At 51.7% G+C, this 14,886-nt stretch carries 15 protein-coding genes; 5 read left to right on the top strand and 10 right to left on the bottom strand.

What is annotated here, in order from left to right; all coding sequences use genetic code 11:
- Window positions 1-334: 334 nt before the first annotated feature.
- Together HP435_RS18425 and HP435_RS18430 are read right to left on the bottom strand one after the other, a co-directional pair.
- Window positions 335-841, bottom strand: a complete 507-nt coding sequence (locus tag HP435_RS18425; protein WP_122965469.1) for a DUF4446 family protein — start codon at window positions 839-841, stop codon at window positions 335-337.
- 223 nt (window positions 842-1,064) lie between these two features.
- Complete coding sequence (locus HP435_RS18430) at window positions 1,065-1,664, bottom strand: hypothetical protein (RefSeq protein ID WP_122964953.1); 600 nt, start codon at window positions 1,662-1,664, stop codon at window positions 1,065-1,067.
- 225 nt (window positions 1,665-1,889) lie between these two features.
- Here HP435_RS18430 and HP435_RS18435 point away from each other — a divergent pair, with 225 nt between their 5' ends.
- Window positions 1,890-2,516, top strand: coding sequence for a YktB family protein (locus HP435_RS18435; RefSeq protein ID WP_063229713.1), 627 nt, complete (start codon window positions 1,890-1,892; stop codon window positions 2,514-2,516).
- Between the two features lie 150 nt (window positions 2,517-2,666).
- Here HP435_RS18435 and HP435_RS18440 read toward each other — a convergent pair whose 3' ends face one another.
- Window positions 2,667-3,632 (bottom strand): NAD(P)H-dependent flavin oxidoreductase, encoded by a 966-nt coding sequence (locus tag HP435_RS18440; protein WP_173597019.1) that lies wholly within the window; start codon window positions 3,630-3,632, stop codon window positions 2,667-2,669.
- Window positions 3,633-3,796: 164 nt separating this feature from the next.
- Between HP435_RS18440 and HP435_RS18445 the strand changes: the two genes are divergently transcribed.
- Both HP435_RS18445 and HP435_RS18450 read left to right on the top strand, forming a co-directional pair.
- Window positions 3,797-5,269: an aminotransferase class I/II-fold pyridoxal phosphate-dependent enzyme gene (locus tag HP435_RS18445; protein ID WP_173597018.1), complete on the top strand. Its 1,473-nt coding sequence runs from the start codon at window positions 3,797-3,799 to the stop codon at window positions 5,267-5,269.
- Window positions 5,270-5,398: 129 nt separating this feature from the next.
- Window positions 5,399-7,453 (top strand): dihydroorotate dehydrogenase, encoded by a 2,055-nt coding sequence (locus tag HP435_RS18450; protein ID WP_173597017.1) that lies wholly within the window; start codon window positions 5,399-5,401, stop codon window positions 7,451-7,453.
- Between the two features lie 174 nt (window positions 7,454-7,627).
- Here HP435_RS18450 and HP435_RS18455 read toward each other — a convergent pair whose 3' ends face one another.
- The 5 genes from HP435_RS18455 to HP435_RS18475 all read right to left on the bottom strand — a co-directional run bounded on the left by HP435_RS18455 (window position 7,628) and on the right by HP435_RS18475 (window position 12,003).
- On the bottom strand, window positions 7,628-9,763 hold the full coding sequence (locus HP435_RS18455; RefSeq protein WP_173597016.1) for a TolB-like translocation protein: 2,136 nt from the start codon (window positions 9,761-9,763) through the stop codon (window positions 7,628-7,630).
- A 109-nt stretch (window positions 9,764-9,872) separates the two neighbouring features.
- Window positions 9,873-9,998 (bottom strand): GapA-binding peptide SR1P, encoded by a 126-nt coding sequence (locus HP435_RS18460; RefSeq protein WP_083955739.1) that lies wholly within the window; start codon window positions 9,996-9,998, stop codon window positions 9,873-9,875.
- A 128-nt stretch (window positions 9,999-10,126) separates the two neighbouring features.
- A complete protein-coding gene (locus HP435_RS18465) occupies window positions 10,127-10,936 on the bottom strand; it encodes an alpha/beta hydrolase (protein WP_173597015.1) in 810 nt (269 codons plus the stop codon).
- 137 nt (window positions 10,937-11,073) lie between these two features.
- On the bottom strand, window positions 11,074-11,373 hold the full coding sequence (locus tag HP435_RS18470) for a DUF3055 domain-containing protein (RefSeq protein WP_063229717.1): 300 nt from the start codon (window positions 11,371-11,373) through the stop codon (window positions 11,074-11,076).
- A gap of 105 nt (window positions 11,374-11,478) precedes the next feature.
- A complete protein-coding gene (locus tag HP435_RS18475; RefSeq protein ID WP_122964949.1) occupies window positions 11,479-12,003 on the bottom strand; it encodes a MarR family winged helix-turn-helix transcriptional regulator in 525 nt (174 codons plus the stop codon).
- 178 nt (window positions 12,004-12,181) lie between these two features.
- Between HP435_RS18475 and HP435_RS18480 the strand changes: the two genes are divergently transcribed.
- Window positions 12,182-12,610 carry a DUF1885 family protein gene (locus HP435_RS18480; protein ID WP_122964948.1) on the top strand — a complete coding sequence of 143 codons (429 nt, stop codon included), beginning with the start codon at window positions 12,182-12,184 and terminating at the stop codon, window positions 12,608-12,610.
- A gap of 166 nt (window positions 12,611-12,776) precedes the next feature.
- Window positions 12,777-13,415 (top strand): glycoside hydrolase family 73 protein, encoded by a 639-nt coding sequence (locus tag HP435_RS18485; protein ID WP_122964947.1) that lies wholly within the window; start codon window positions 12,777-12,779, stop codon window positions 13,413-13,415.
- A 148-nt stretch (window positions 13,416-13,563) separates the two neighbouring features.
- Here the strand turns inward: HP435_RS18485 and HP435_RS18490 are convergent, their stop codons facing one another.
- Complete coding sequence (locus tag HP435_RS18490) at window positions 13,564-13,926, bottom strand: DUF4912 domain-containing protein (RefSeq protein WP_063229721.1); 363 nt, start codon at window positions 13,924-13,926, stop codon at window positions 13,564-13,566.
- A 113-nt stretch (window positions 13,927-14,039) separates the two neighbouring features.
- On the bottom strand, window positions 14,040-14,636 hold the full coding sequence (locus tag HP435_RS18495; RefSeq protein WP_173597014.1) for a hypothetical protein: 597 nt from the start codon (window positions 14,634-14,636) through the stop codon (window positions 14,040-14,042).
- Between the last annotated feature and the right edge of the window lie 250 nt (window positions 14,637-14,886).

Here is a 14,886-nt window from a genome sequence, read left to right on the forward strand (position 1 = left end):
ATTCTTTTGGTTTCCGTGGGCCGATTACGACCAAACTGTGTCCAAATGTAGAGGAGATACGCTAAGTGTCAACGAAGGAACGCTGTAGAACCTGGCCTTGCCCCGCGAATCGAAAATCGATTTGGGTAATGAAGGCGGATCACCTACTTTTTGTTTTTCCGAAAAAAAGCCATCCTTGACACCTTTATTATACAACAGGCGCCCTCAAAAGTCTTGATGAAAAAGCAGATGAATTTGCGCAAAAATAACGAATATCTGCAATATAGCGCAGGGAGACGAAAGGATCTCCCTGAATCATTCATATGCTTGCGGTTTCAAAAGAATTCGCTAGGAGTTACAATCCAGGATTGGCAGTCATCGCCTTTTTGATTGCGGCCTGTTCTTCTTCGGACAAATGGTAAGTGGATGCGCCCGCTTCAATCGGCTTGGCATACACGCGCGATTCTTCCCGGCCGAAAATACTGGTGATCACCACGCCGTTTTGGGCATCGTCCAAAATCGCCATGGAAAAGCTGAGATCGCTTCCGACATCTCCAAAAGCGTTGTAGCGAATAATCGCTACTTTGCCACATTGGGCTGCAATGCGCTGCGACAGGCGATTGATCGTAAACTGCTGATCACTTTGCAGCTTTTTCACTTCATCCACCTGATCAAGCAATCTGTGCAGTCCTTCCTCCAGGTTGGCTCCTCCGGTACCTGTCATCAGCCTGTTGATCGATTTGCGCATCCGGTTGATGCGAACGGATTGCAGGATGATGACGAGCAGCAAAATCAGGGTCAGCGCGATGACCGCCAAGAGCAAAATCGCTACATTGGAAGTCTGGGATAGGAATGGTTCCAAAACATTTTCTTCCTTTCTGATACGTGCGTGCGTATAAGCAGTCAAAACCTCCTCTATTGTACCTCCGCATTGCCTGGCGTTCAAACAAAGTCTTGGGCAAAACAAGAATTACTAAAATTTGCGCAACCAAAAAAAGCGACACTCTCCATTGTGAGATGTCGCTTTTTTTAATTCGCGCGCCTATGTGTCAAACTCATCGTCCTATGGTTATCCTCCAGTCTACCTACGCTTCCAGCAGCAGCATTTCCCGACGAAGCTGTTTTAGTATTTCCATGGATTTGCCAATTTGCGTCTGATCTTCTGCCTGTATCGCATCAAACAACGTCGCCAATTCGTAATCAAGCTCCAGGCGCAAGACAGGAATCCGTTCTTCTGAGTCGCGTCGTTTCAAAGCAGCAATCACCTGGTCCATCGTCACGTTGCAAAATTTTTCGTAGATCATTGTTTTCTCAGCTCCTTTAATTTCCACTATTCTGACGACTTCGCCGTACTGGACGTGCTTCACCAAGATGCAGTCTTCAAACGTGACCTTGATGATGGCGTGCCCCTTGGCCTGCTCCACGAAGCGGTATAGCACCAGCGCCACGCGGGAGTCATGCACCGGAACACCTGCCACTTGCAGCTTGTAAGACCCGTTTAATCGCTGCATTTTCCAGTCGGAAAGGCCGTCTGTGGTATTCACGAGGAGGTGAAACTGCTCGGGAGATTCCTTCCACGTGACGCTCACCCCCGCTTCCACCAGGGCCTGCACCATCGCGTGCAATGTTTTGCGATCAAACCAAACCGCGAGATTGTAATACTCCAACTCCATGCCGAGATTCATCCAGGCCCCTCCCGTTGACAGAATACTCAGATTTCACTTTCGCTGTAAGGGAGTGAGTGGTATATCATATTATTCACGCTTCGGTTTTGCTATTCATATCCCGGCAAGTATTTTTTTCCTGCGTGGTATGATATCATATGGAGGTTTCCAAGCTCCCTTGACAAGGACGTTCGCCCTTTTCTTTTGCATGGCGATCGATCATGGATAAATTGAGGTGTTTGTTTCATGACTGCTTTTTCCGGCTTTCACCAGGAAGACTTTGACGTTTTTGCCATTGATGGACTCGACCAGCGAATGGACGCCATCAAAACGATTGTTCGTCCCAAGCTTGAAGCGCTTGGCCATCATTTCGCGCCTGTCTTGTCGCTTAAAACCGGGGACGAGATGTTTTTTCATGTAGCCAAGCACGCTCGCCGTACCGTCAACCCGCCAAAAGATACGTGGGTTGCCTGGGCCAATGACAAACGCGGGTACAAAAAGCATCCCCACTTTCAAATCGGGCTATGGCAGACTCACCTGTTTGTCTGGTATGCCGTGATTTACGAAGCGCCGGCGAAAACCGAGATCAGCCAGTCGCTCCAGTCCAAACTCGACGAGGTCATGACGCTCGTGCCGGATACGTTCCACTGGTCGCCTGACCACACGGAGCCAACGAGCCATTCTCAGGCAGAGCTGGGCCGAGACGGCGTGAAAAAGCTGGTGGACAGGCTGGCTCAAGTAAAAAAGGCGGAGCTGCTCTGCGGCATTACGATTGATCGCCATGATCCCGTGCTCGCCGATCCGGAAGCCTTGCTGGAACGCCTCGAAAACACGTTTACCGTCCTCGGCAAGCTGTATACAATCGGTCGTTAAGCTTTCATCTATCGCCTCCCTGGCATTTGGTTAAGGTATATGCAAAAGAACAGGTCCGCTTTCTTTTGAAAAGCGCTTGCCTGTTCTTTTGTTTTTGGCACACCCTGACGGCACAATAACGGGCATCCTAAAATAGGCTCGCTTACCTGCCTATCTGCCCTGAAGACTGTTCAATCGCCCAAGTCCGCCTTCCACCTCTTGCAGCATCCGCTCGAACAGCTGCTGCACGGTCGGGATGTCGTCGATCAGGCCGATGACTTGACCAGCCCAGCCAAAGCCGTTGTCACAGTCGCCTTCGTAAATAAAGGTGCGGTTATTTTCGCCGCTGATGAAGCTTTTCAGCTCTTCATAGCCGGCTCCTGCTTTTTCCATTTGCAAAATGCGGTCCGATCCTGGCGTGCGCACGACCCTCGCCGGGGCTCCCAGCGTCCTTTTGATGACGGCGGTATCTTGCTCGGTTCCGTTCAATAGAGCCTGCTTGTACGCCTCATGGGCATGCACGCATTCCTGTGTGGCGATGAAGCGTGTTCCCATCTCCACCCCTTCGGCACCGAGAGCGAGCGCGGCGAGAAGCCCGCGACCGTCACCGATTCCGCCGCTTGCCAGCACCGGAATGTTTACAGAGTCCACGACGCGCGGAATCAGCACGAACGTACCGATATCATCGCGTCCAAGGTGGCCGCCGCCTTCCTGTCCGACCGCCATGACCGCGTCTGCCCCGATCGCTTCCGCTTTTTGCGCTTGCCGCACGGAAGCGACCAGCACGAGCTTTTTGATCGGATGACCGTCCAGCCTGCGCAAAAGAGGTTCGGGATTGCCTCCCGTCACGGAGATGGCTGCTACGCCCTCCTCGATGGCAACCTCCAGCGCCTCCTCATAAGGGCGGTTGTATTGGCCAATCGCGAAGTTGACGCCAAAAGGTTTGTCCGTCAACTGCCGCACCTTGCGAATTTCTTCGCGCAGCGCTTCTGCCGAGGGCAGCGACATCGCGGTGACCTGTCCCAATCCTCCCGCATTTGACACAGCTGCTGCCAATTCTGCGTATGCTAGATAGGCCAATCCGCCCTGAACTACCGGATGGTCGATTTTCAGCAGTTCCGTTACTCTTGTTTTCATCCCCATCCCCCCATTTTTGTTATGCTTCTCGGCTACCAGAGGAAACTCCTGCTGCCACACGCGAATATGAATAAAAATTCGCTTGCTTTCCCCCCCTATTTTGCTATACTCAATTTGTTTGTTTTATCCCCTTTATTCTTGATTCGTAAAGCGAGGCGATCGTAGTGAGACAAATGAAAACTCCTTTGTTCAGCGGGTTGTTGGAGCACGCCAACCGGAACCCGATTCAATTTCACATTCCGGGCCATAAGAAAGGTATGGGCATGCATCCGGCATTTCGCGAGTTCATCGGGGAGAACGCTCTCTCGATAGACCTCATCAACATTGCCCCGCTGGATGACTTGCACCATCCGAAAGCAATGATTAAAGAAGCGCAAGAACTGGCTGCCGAAGCATTCGGCGCTGACCATACATTTTTCTCTGTTCAAGGGACGAGCGGCGCGATTATGGCGATGATTATGGCGACGTGCAGCCCTGGAGACAAAATTATTGTGCCGAGAAACGTGCATAAATCCGTCATGTCGGCGATTATTTTTGCCGGAGCGGTACCGATTTTCATTCATCCAGCGATGGACGAGCGTTTGGGGATTTCCCACGGGATTACAGTGAAAGCCGTGCAAAAAGCGCTGGAAGCCCACCCTGACGCGGCTGCCCTGCTGGTCATCAACCCTACTTATTTCGGGATTGCCGGAGACTTGCGCGAAATCGTGCGCACGGCCCACAACTACGAAATTCCGGTGTTGGTGGATGAAGCACACGGCGTGCATATCCACTTCCACTCTGATTTGCCGATTTCAGCGATGCAAGCCGGGGCTGACATGGCGGCAACGAGCGTTCACAAGCTGGGCGGATCGCTTACGCAAACGTCCATTCTCAACGTCCGCGAGGGACTGGTCGATGTCGACCGCGTCAAGACAGTGCTGAGCATGCTCACGACGACGTCTACCTCGTACATTTTTCTGGCCTCGCTCGATATGGCCCGTCAGCACTTGGCGCTCAACGGCAAAATGCTGGCTGACCAGGCCATGCAGCTGGCGAACAAAGCGCGCGACATGATCAATGAGATTCCGCGCATCTACTGTGTCGGCAAAGAAATTCTCGGGAAGCCTGCCACCTACGCCATGGACCCGACCAAGCTGTTGATTCACGTCCGCGATCTTGGCATTACGGGCTGGGAAGTGGAAAACTGGCTGCGCGACAAGTATAACATCGAAGTGGAAATGAGCGACTTGTACAACGTGCTCTGTTTTGTTACCGCCGGGGATACGGAAGACTCCGTTCAAGCGCTGGTCAACGCTCTGCGTGAGTTGTCAGTGGAGTTTTCCCACGTGCAGGCAGAAGAAAAGCCAACGATCTCCCTGCCGAACATCCCGGTGCTGTCCACGACACCACGCGATGCGTTCTATGCCGAAACCGAAACCATTCCGCTGGTGGAAGCGGCAGGCCGCGTAACTACCGAGTTTATCATGGTCTACCCGCCAGGCATTCCGATTTTCTTGCCGGGAGAAGTCATCACCGAAGAAAACATCGCCTACATCCAGGAAAACATTCGTGTCGGACTTCCTGTACAAGGCCCGGAAGACGAATCGCTGAAAACGATCAAAGTCATCAAACGCCAAACCGCCATTTCGGGATAAGCTCGCCGAACTTGCATCCCAAGCCGTTGCCTCTGCGGAGACAACGGCTTTTTGCTTTTTTGGGCATGTATCGCCTGAACCTTTTGAGATAAGATAGAAATGGGAAAAATCAGGAAGGTGTTGATCCTTTTGCCAGACTGGTCCTATCAAACGTTGTTTCGGCCCTTGCTTTTTCTGCTGCCAGCCGAACGCGCCAGAAGCCTGACCCTCACCGCCATCGGCACGCTGGCAAAGCTGCCTGGCGGCTCGTCCATCATCGAGCTGATGGGCCATATGCATCCGCCTGCAACTTTATCCAAAACAGTCGGCGCACTGACCTTCCCTGCTCCGGTTGGCCTGGGAGCTGGTCTAGACCCGGCTGGAACAGCGCTTGGAGCATTGTCGCGCTTCGGTTTTGGCTACATCGAGCTGGGGCCAGTTACGCTTGCGCCGCTTGCCGATTCCGGGCAGACGGCTCGGAACGTGGGCACTTCCGCCATTACGTACAGGACACCGCTTGAAAATCCGGGAATCGAAGCCGTAGAAAGCCGTTTGCGCCAATCCACTTCCACGCCGTCAGCGATCCCGCTCGGAGCCAGATTGGGGTTTCGTCCGGGGGCAACATTAGAGGAAGCGACAACGGAGAGAGAACAGCTGATGGCCCGTTTGCAGCCGTACTGCGCCTTTTTTTCGTTGGACTGCCGCGCCATGGAGGGAGACAACCCGTGGAGTGACGCCGAGTGGCAGCATCATCTGGCCTGTTTGCGGCAAGCTACCGAGCTGCCCGTCCTGCTGGCGCTCCCGCCTGACCTGGAGGAAAACCAGTGGCTTCGTCTGCTCCGCCTGGCCCGGCAAGCAGGGCTGAACGGCGTGATCGTATGCGGGGGCGTCAGAGGCGTAGGCGTACAGCAGCGGGAGCGGGATGCGGAAAATGTGCATACTGCTGCATACGTCACAGGCGAGCCGTCACACACAGCTTCTCTCCAAGCTGTTTCCCGCACCAGAGCGGCCTGGCCTGAATGCCTTTTGATCGGCTCTGGCGGCATCCTGGAACCGGCAGACGCTCTTGCTTTTTTTGACGCTGGCGCTGACTTTGTCCAGTTGCACAGCGGTTTGGTCTACTCCGGTCCTGGCCTGCCGAAGCGAATCAACGAAGCGATTTTGCAATCCCGTTTCGGCGCATGCGCTTCGCTGGACTGTCCGCTCCCGGACATGGACAAGGAAGCAGCGGCAGTGTCTGAAACGACCACGACTACGAAAAAGCCACAGGAACGATCTGCCTTGTGGCTTCCTTCCTGGCTTTGCGGGCTGCTTTTGGGCATCGGGATGATCATCGGCGGCGCACTGGCGTGGCTGGTTGCCGTTGCCAGCGTCATCCTCCCGTACGACGAACGTTTTTTGCAAATGAGCGCGGAACAACTTGCTTTGATCAGCCCGCAGCTGCTTTCGTTTATGGCTCACGACCGGATCAGCCTGGCGGGAACGATGATCTCGATCGGCATCATGTATGCGCAGCTATCGTATCACGGCTTGCGCAACGACATTCATTGGACGCGCGCCGTGCTGCTCGCTTCCGGAGCGGTCGGATTCTCCAGCTTTTTCCTGTTTATTGGCTACGGCTATTTTGACTACATGCACGCGATTCTGGCGCTGCTTTTGCTCCCGCTGTTCTTGCTTGCTCTGCGTACGCGAGCCAACAGACATATGCCTGCCCTTCCGCCAGACGTACATAACGACCGGACGTGGAAAATGGCTTTGTGGGGGCAGCTGCTTTTTGTCATCATCGGCTTTAGCCTGACGGGAGCTGGACTGATCATTTCCCTGATCGGGATTACTGGCGTCTTCGTTCCATCCGATTTGGTCTTTCTTTGCGTATCCGCAGAAATGCTGAACGCCTTTAACGAAAAGCTGATTCCGCTGATCGCTCACGACAGGGCAGGTTTTGGCGGTGCACTTGTATCGGACGGTCTCGCTGTCCTCTTGATCAGCTTGTGGGGCTTCCGCCGCGGGGAAGCATGGGTGTGGTGGACACTGTTCCTCGCTGGCATACCGGGGTTCGCTGCGGGCATCGGGATTCACTTTGCCGTCGGCTACGTCGACTTCTGGCATTTGTTCCCCGCTTATGTGGCCGTCCTTTTGTTTCTGGCCGGATTACTGCTGACAAAGCCGTATTTATGCCAAATTCCAGCAACTCCCCCTGCTTAGAAAACCTGGCTGCGCCAAGCCTTTGGCGCAGTCTTGGTTGCACCTATACTGGATAAGCATCTGATCAATTCTTATCTGTGCAAAGAAGCGCTCGCGCAGTGCAAAACGGTTTGCACGCAAAAAAGCAGACAGCTGGAAAATGTCCACTGTCTGCTTTTTGCTTGCGCATTCCTTCTAGTAGGTGACGCGCACCACGACTTCGTCCACGTCGCTTTGCTTCATGTAATCGTCAAAACGTCTCTTGTCGTTTACGACCTCGCGCATGGTCATGGTAACTTCCTCGTCCGTTCCTGCAAAGAACACATACACAAAATTGTTGTAGCCGACTTCTTTGAGCAGTTTGCCCAAAGTGTTGTTATTGAGCAAGTCGACATACTTGAACTCTTTTACTTCACCAGGCTCCGGCTTTTCTTCCCCTGGCTCCTCTTCCTCATCGCTATCTTGCGGTTTCGCAAATGCCATCGTGTACACAACCGGATCTCCATCGCGCTCATCGATCCAAACAACGCGGTTGCCGCCGATTCGCGCACTGGACATTTCCGCTTTTTCGTTCCATTCGACGTCGCTGAACGAACCGTCTTCTGCATCATACAGCTCATAGTAGAAATCATTGTCTTTCTTCGTCAGGCGGTTGTCTTCAAACAACACCATATTGCGGGAAGCTTGCGGATTTTTTTGATCGCGATCGTTGAAACGCATCAGCAAATCGGTCCGTTGGCGATCCATGTTGTAGCGGTACAAATCCCAGCCAGTCTTAGACTTGTCGCTTGTTTCGCTCCAAACGACAAAATCGTCACCGATTTGCGCCGATTGCACGTTAACATTTTTGCGGATTTCTGTCGTGTCTTGTTCATCGATTTCGTACAAATAAACGCTCGCCGTTTTCTTGCCAGTCTCTGCCACCCAGGCAGCGTAGTTTCCGTAAATATCGATGGAGAGCGGCTCACTCTTCAAGCTCTCGATCTCTGTTGTTTTTTCTGTCGCCAAATCGGTAATCATCAGATCAGCCCGGCGATTGATGTTCACCCAGAAAAGGTTGTCGCCATCGACTTCGTACAGCTTGTCGCTCGGCTCCTGATCTTCATCTTCGTCCGTAATCTGTTTGGTTGTCCCTTTGCGAATATCGTAGGCAACCAGCGCGTCTTCCTTCTGGTCATACCAGACGACGTAGCGTCCACTTACAACGGCTCTTTCCGGATCGGAGTCCTCGCTGCTGATCGTTTTGCTTGTACCTTTTTCTGTATCATACAGAATGACAGCATTGCCCTTTTTGGCTTCTGCCACGTACACGACATAACGGTCGGAAGCGTCTGGCTGAATCGGCTTGCCGGAAGTGGTCCCGAGCGGAATGACTTCTTGTTCGTCCAGGTCGTACAGACTCAAGCGCAGTTTTTTGTTGTTGTCCTTCTTGGCATACAGCACGTAGTCTTCGTAAAGGCGAGGACCGACCTCGTCAAAAATGTTGCTGACGATTTCTTTGCCAAACGTTTTGTTTAATTGGTGGTAAACCAAATCGTCATCTTCCAAATAGACGACTCTGTCTTTGAAAATATGTACGAATCCCTTGCTGTCCGAACTATCTGTAAGCTGTTTGTTTTTACCGCCGCTGATCGAATATTGGTAAATTTGTTGGCTCGTACTGTTCTCGTACACGATCTTGTCGCTGTAAATGCTTGGCTCGATCTGATCGCCTTTTCCGGAGACTGCCGCTTTTTCTACTCCGCGCTCGATGTCGTAGTAGTAGATGTCGTAGTTGCCTTCTCTCTTGTCTGCCCAAGCTACATAGCTGTCGCCCACGGTTGGAGACTCGGCTTTCCCGCTTGTGGACACGCGTGTCGTATCACCTGTCGAGATGTTGTACAAATAAATGTCTGTGCCTTCATCGCTCTTGTCTGCCCAGGCGACTTGCTTGCCTGTGATTTCCAGACCGCTTACCGAAGCGTCTTTTGTCAAACGGATCTCTTCGTCTTTGGCGATATCGTACAGGTATACATCGGAGCCTCCGTTGCGAGAGTCGATCCAGACGACGTATTTCCCGTCCACTCTCGGGCTTGTTTTGTCGGACTTTTTATCACCGATTTTCAATTCTGTCTGTTTGCTGAGGTTGTACAGGGTGAGTGTTTTCTCGCCTTCCACTTTCCATACGGCATAATCTTTGGAAATGTCGAAACCATCCTCAGAAATTTCAGGTTGACTAGCGTCTATTTTGATTTCCTCTCCGACACTGTTAGCGAACGCTGGCGTCCCGGTCCACAAGGAGCTGACCAGTAGCGCTGCGGCCATCAGTCCTTGCATGGGCTTTCGTTTCATGAAACAATTCCTCCTTTTGCAACGATTATCACACTTCCCCATTATCCTTCAATATGAAAAGGTTGTCAAAAAAAACAGGCCCCGAACTGAGTGGCCTGCGCGTTTTATCCTATTCTTTTTCCTGTCTCTGATCAGGTCGGCACTCGCAGTTGCAAGCCGCATAAAGCGTTTTCACTGAGTTGCTCTCAAAATGCTCGATGATGGTCCCGCAAGTCTGACATACGATAGTTCCCATCTGTGTCCCCTCCGCATTGGATTCCTCATGAAATGTGATAACACATATCCTTCAATTCAACGTACTCTCATCTTAATATGCCACGCCATTAGGAGTCAATACGGTAATTGCACACAAATTGAATTTAATTAGTATGTCATATTCGTTTTGGCGATTTCATCCAGCCAGTTGCCGATTTGCCGGAGTACATCCTCGCGCTCCGGCTCGTTCAGCACCTCGTGGCGCAAGCCTGGCAAACGCCGAAACGTTTTGTTTCCCTGTATGCCTTCGGCGAAGCGCTCGACAGCATCGGCATCGACGAGAGAGTCGTCACCTGCCTGGAGCACCAGCACAGGCACCGCAAGCTGTCCGCTTTGCGCAAAAGCCATGTTCATCGCTTTGTGCAATTCCTGAAACCACCGTACACTGACCTTTGGATAGTTGAGTGGATCGCTTTTGTAAGCAGCCTGAACCGCCACATCCCGCGAAACCATGTCAGGGGTGATCCCGTTGGCGATGGCAAGCGTCGGCCAAACGCGGTCGAGCAGACTCGCCACCCGCGCCTTCCACGCCGGAACCGCCAGCTTCAGCGCAAGGCACGGAGAAGTCAGGATCAGTCCCGTCAGCTCACGAGCGAGCTTCTCTTCCTGCACGAAGCGAGTCGCAATTAATCCGCCCAAGCTGTGCCCGAGCAAAAAGACGGGACGCTTTCCGGCGCTGTCTTGCAGGGCAAACGCCGTCCACTCCCGCACCCTTTGCAAATAATCGTCAAACGAGTCGATATGCCCCCTGATTCCCGGAGAGCGCCCCCAGCCTGGCAAATCTCCTGCATACACATCCCAGCCTTGCTGATTCAAAAAAGCGGCGACATGCTCATACCGCCCGTGGTGTTCTCCTGTTCCATGCACCAGCACGATTGCTCCTCTCGGCTCGCTGGCCGCCCATTTATGTACGTTCATCGATCTGGCCTCCTGTTCCTTATCCCGATTGTAAGCCGGGTCGCCCGCCTTCGTAAACAGGGTACTCCGCTTGCTTTCGAGACAGCCACGGCGCTCTAGCAAAAAAGACGGGCAGAAGATAAACTTCTGCCCGCCTGCTAGTACTGATTCTCTTCAAATGAAATGGTCGGTAGGTACTGTTGGAAAAATTCAGCGAGCGCCTGGGCTTCGCTTTCCGAGTCCAGTCGGAAAACTTTTTGCAAATATCCCGGCTTTACCGCATCCTCTGAACAGAGAAGGGTTGATTGCCCCGTTTGCATACAGACCACCAACGGCTTTCCATAAAACTTGTGTGTAAATACAATCCCAAAGTCGTGTCTGGTTCCCTCAGAAACAAATCCGAGAAAACGGACATTCGCGTTCTCAGAAACGTCGTATAAGTGTTCGTAGTGCTCCATCAGCAATCCCTCCTCATCTTGGTTTTCACTCCGGAAATATTTCAAAAATATTCGGAGTATTTAACAGTATACACGAAAATCGGCTTTTTTGCCACCCTCTGCTCCTTAACTAATCAGATGAGTAGGATTCATCACGCGATCTTCGCCCTCCTGAATCCATCTCACCTTCTCCGCTCCGTGCAGCGATTGGGCGACAAAGGAGAGGCATTCGAAGAACAATTCGACTACTGCTGTACTGTATCGTTCCTCCATTTTCTCCAGGGCATACGTCAATCTGAAAATTGATGGGACATTTCTTCTGCTTTCTTCCAAAACTTCTTTGCCTCGCTGGGTTGGGTACACATGGACGACCCGTCCGTCCAGCTCAGACTTTTCAATCGTCACCATCCCTTTCTCCATCAACTTTTTGATGTGAATGACGATCGAAGACGGGTGCCAGAAAGTCCAATCGGCAATTTGGGTGACACGCACTCCTTCATAACAGTAAATGATCCAGAGAATGTTTAACTGCACGGAGGAATCCAATTCGGCTTCCTTCGCCGCCCGCTCCCAGTCTTCCTTGTTTACCACATCAATGGCGCGCATCGTGTTCAATGCTTCAAATACGTGTCTAATCGAGGCCTCCTGCATGGGCTTACTCCTCCATGATCCTTTATCGTTCACTTATCGACTATATAAATAGTATTTATATTTTACACTTTTCAGAAAAGACGCGCAATTGTTTTCGTTTCGCAACTGTCTCATTGCCAAAGAGTGGAAGCAATGCTACACTAAACGCAGATATTCCCGGTACTAGGAGGGTGCAATCGTGAAACTTCAATCGGCCTACATCTATTTTGTGAATGGCTCTACCGCCCAATCTGCAACTATTGAAGACGTGAAAGCCAAGTTTACGCGATATATGGACATGACCGCTAAAACAGGGCAGCAACTCGGCTGGTCCTATCAAGAGGCAGCGTTTCCATACACCATAGAAGAACGTCCGGAAGGCAAGGAATCGTGGTTCCTCCTCAAGGGAAAAGACCCGAGCATGTACAAATCGATCGTGGTCGGAGTTGGCAGCGCCAACGAAGATGGCACCGAGAAGCATTACATCCAGATTTCGCTCCCGGAAGCTGCCACGAACGGAGACATGAACAAAGCCAACGAATACTGTCGTTACTTGGCCCGCGACTACAAGGCGGAGCTGCATTTGTTCAACAAACGCGTCCAATATTTTCAACCTCGCAAACCGTAACCATGAAGCAGCAGGCTCTGACCTGCTGTTTTTTTACGTCTGCATGCGTGCGCTGCTTTCCTCGCGGAGCTTTTTTCGCTGCGCCCGGCATAACATGGGTACAGATAGCCGAATTTGCCAGTACCCACCGCCAGAGGTCAGCGACGACGAAAGAGGTGAAAAGCGTATGGAGCCGCAAGCATTCATCGAGCTGGTGGCAGGCTCCGCCAGGCAGTCTTACTTGAATTATCACATTTTCCCTTCCATCACGATTGCGCAAGCCATTTTGGAATCAGGCTGGGGGCAAAAAGTGCCTGTTGATTCGACGACAGGCCGCTCCTCCTACAATTTGTTTGGCATCAAAGGCACAGGCCCCGCCGGATCGGTCACCACCGTCAGCAAGGAAGTCGTAAACGGGGAAACCGTGTCCCACCCATCCGAGTTCAAAGCTTACTACAACTATCAACAATCCATCGACGATCACGCCCAGTTTCTGCTCAAGCCCGCATACAAAAAAGTGCTGATGGCCCAGACGCCGCAGGAAGCTGCCCAGGCGCTGTCAAAAGCCGGGTATGCCACTGATCCGCAGTACGCCGACAAGCTGATTCGTTTGATTCAAAATTACAATTTGAGCGCCTACGATCAATTTACGCCTGAAGAGCCATCCCCTTATCCCCCCTGGAAGCTCGATCTCGGCAAACGGGCATTGCGCGAAGGTTTGATTACGTCGCCGGAATGGCTCGGCAAGCTGGATGAGCCGCTGCCTGCCTGGGCGGTCTTCGCTATCGCGCTTCGTCTGCTGGACAAACAGCGCCAAGTGCCATAAGCCATCCGCCGCAAAAATAAAAGCCCCGTTCCAGCCACACGAAAACGTGGGCCAGCGGGGCTTTTTCCTTATAAGAAAACGGGTACTACTTCCTATGCGGCTTCCTTGGATCACACATCCAAACAGCCAAATCAAACGAGCACGTTGATCAAATCATTTGAGATCTTGACAGCGAATAGAACCTTCCATCCACCATCCGAATGCCGAGATCGACGCAATATTCCAATCCTTGCGTGACTCCGTACAAAATCCATTCGGAAGAGCGGTGATTAATATCAAAATCAGTGTAAAGGTCTGTGCCATCGTTACGGATCTCTTTGCGCTCAGTCACGTCAAAAAGGCGCAGGACAAACGGCAGTTCGGCAAAAGGTATCGCAAATTTCTTCTCCACTTCCTGCTCGAACTCCTTCGTCATACTCCACTCTGCCTGAATCGAATGCTCATCTTTCCAGGCAATGTGTATACTCGGGCCTTCTACATCCGTGGACGATCGCGGGGGATTTGTCTCCATCTGCTCCCATCGTTCCTTTCTTTCATGTACTTGCTTTCAACATGTATATTGGTTTATTCAGTCTATTATACCATGTGACCAAGCCAAGTGGGAACGTTTCCAAGCCATTTAATTTATCGCCCTACCGTAAAAGTGTTTTCGCCTACTACGACATACGTAGGGAACTTCTCCGACTTCATTTGGACTTGCACCTTGTAATTGCCGTAGTCCTCCAGCTTGGTCGAAACAAACGGCTCGGCGAAATAGAAGCTGTTCGCGTTTTGCGTCGAATACTTCAGCTCTTTTCCTCTGCTTACTTCTTTGCCATCCGGTCCGATCAGAACCAGTTGTATACGCAAGTCTTTGGCGACGGGAGCTTCGTCCACTTCGACAAAGACGTTGAAGGTGCGCGGAACATTTTTGTCACTGTAGCCTTTGATCGGGTTGCTGAACACGATTGTTTTGTTGCGTGTCTGCTGAATCCCTTCCAGGACAATGATGTTTACATTGGGCTTGACTACTTGCAGCTTTCCTGTTTTCTGATCGTAATCGACGAATCCGCCAAGCTTATTGACCAACGATTCAATCGAATCAGCTTTGGAAGCCGGCATGTCACTCGCAATCGTTTCTGAGCCGACAAATACGCGCAACGCACCTTCTCCCAAAGCAGCGGTAGTCCCGACTCCCGCTACAGTCAGCGCCAACAAGGCCGATAACCATGCTTTTTTCATGTCATAATCCTCCTGTATGTGTGCGCGGCAGCGCTTGTTCTTCCGGAATTTCTTCTCTCTAGTTTATACGTGAAAAACGGCAAATAGTTGTGGTGCAAAGACAAGTTTTTTCAACAATATCCACAGAATCCACAAGCAACGGCCGCACAGGAAGAAAGACTTGTTCACCATTTTGTGAATAACCACTCCGGACTCTTGACAATGCGGGCATATGGCCGTCCGCACACTATTGGTATTGGCCGATAAAAAA

Origin of the sequence: Brevibacillus sp. HD3.3A (assembly GCF_013284375.2) — a bacterium.
Classification (GTDB): domain Bacteria; phylum Bacillota; class Bacilli; order Brevibacillales; family Brevibacillaceae; genus Brevibacillus; species Brevibacillus parabrevis.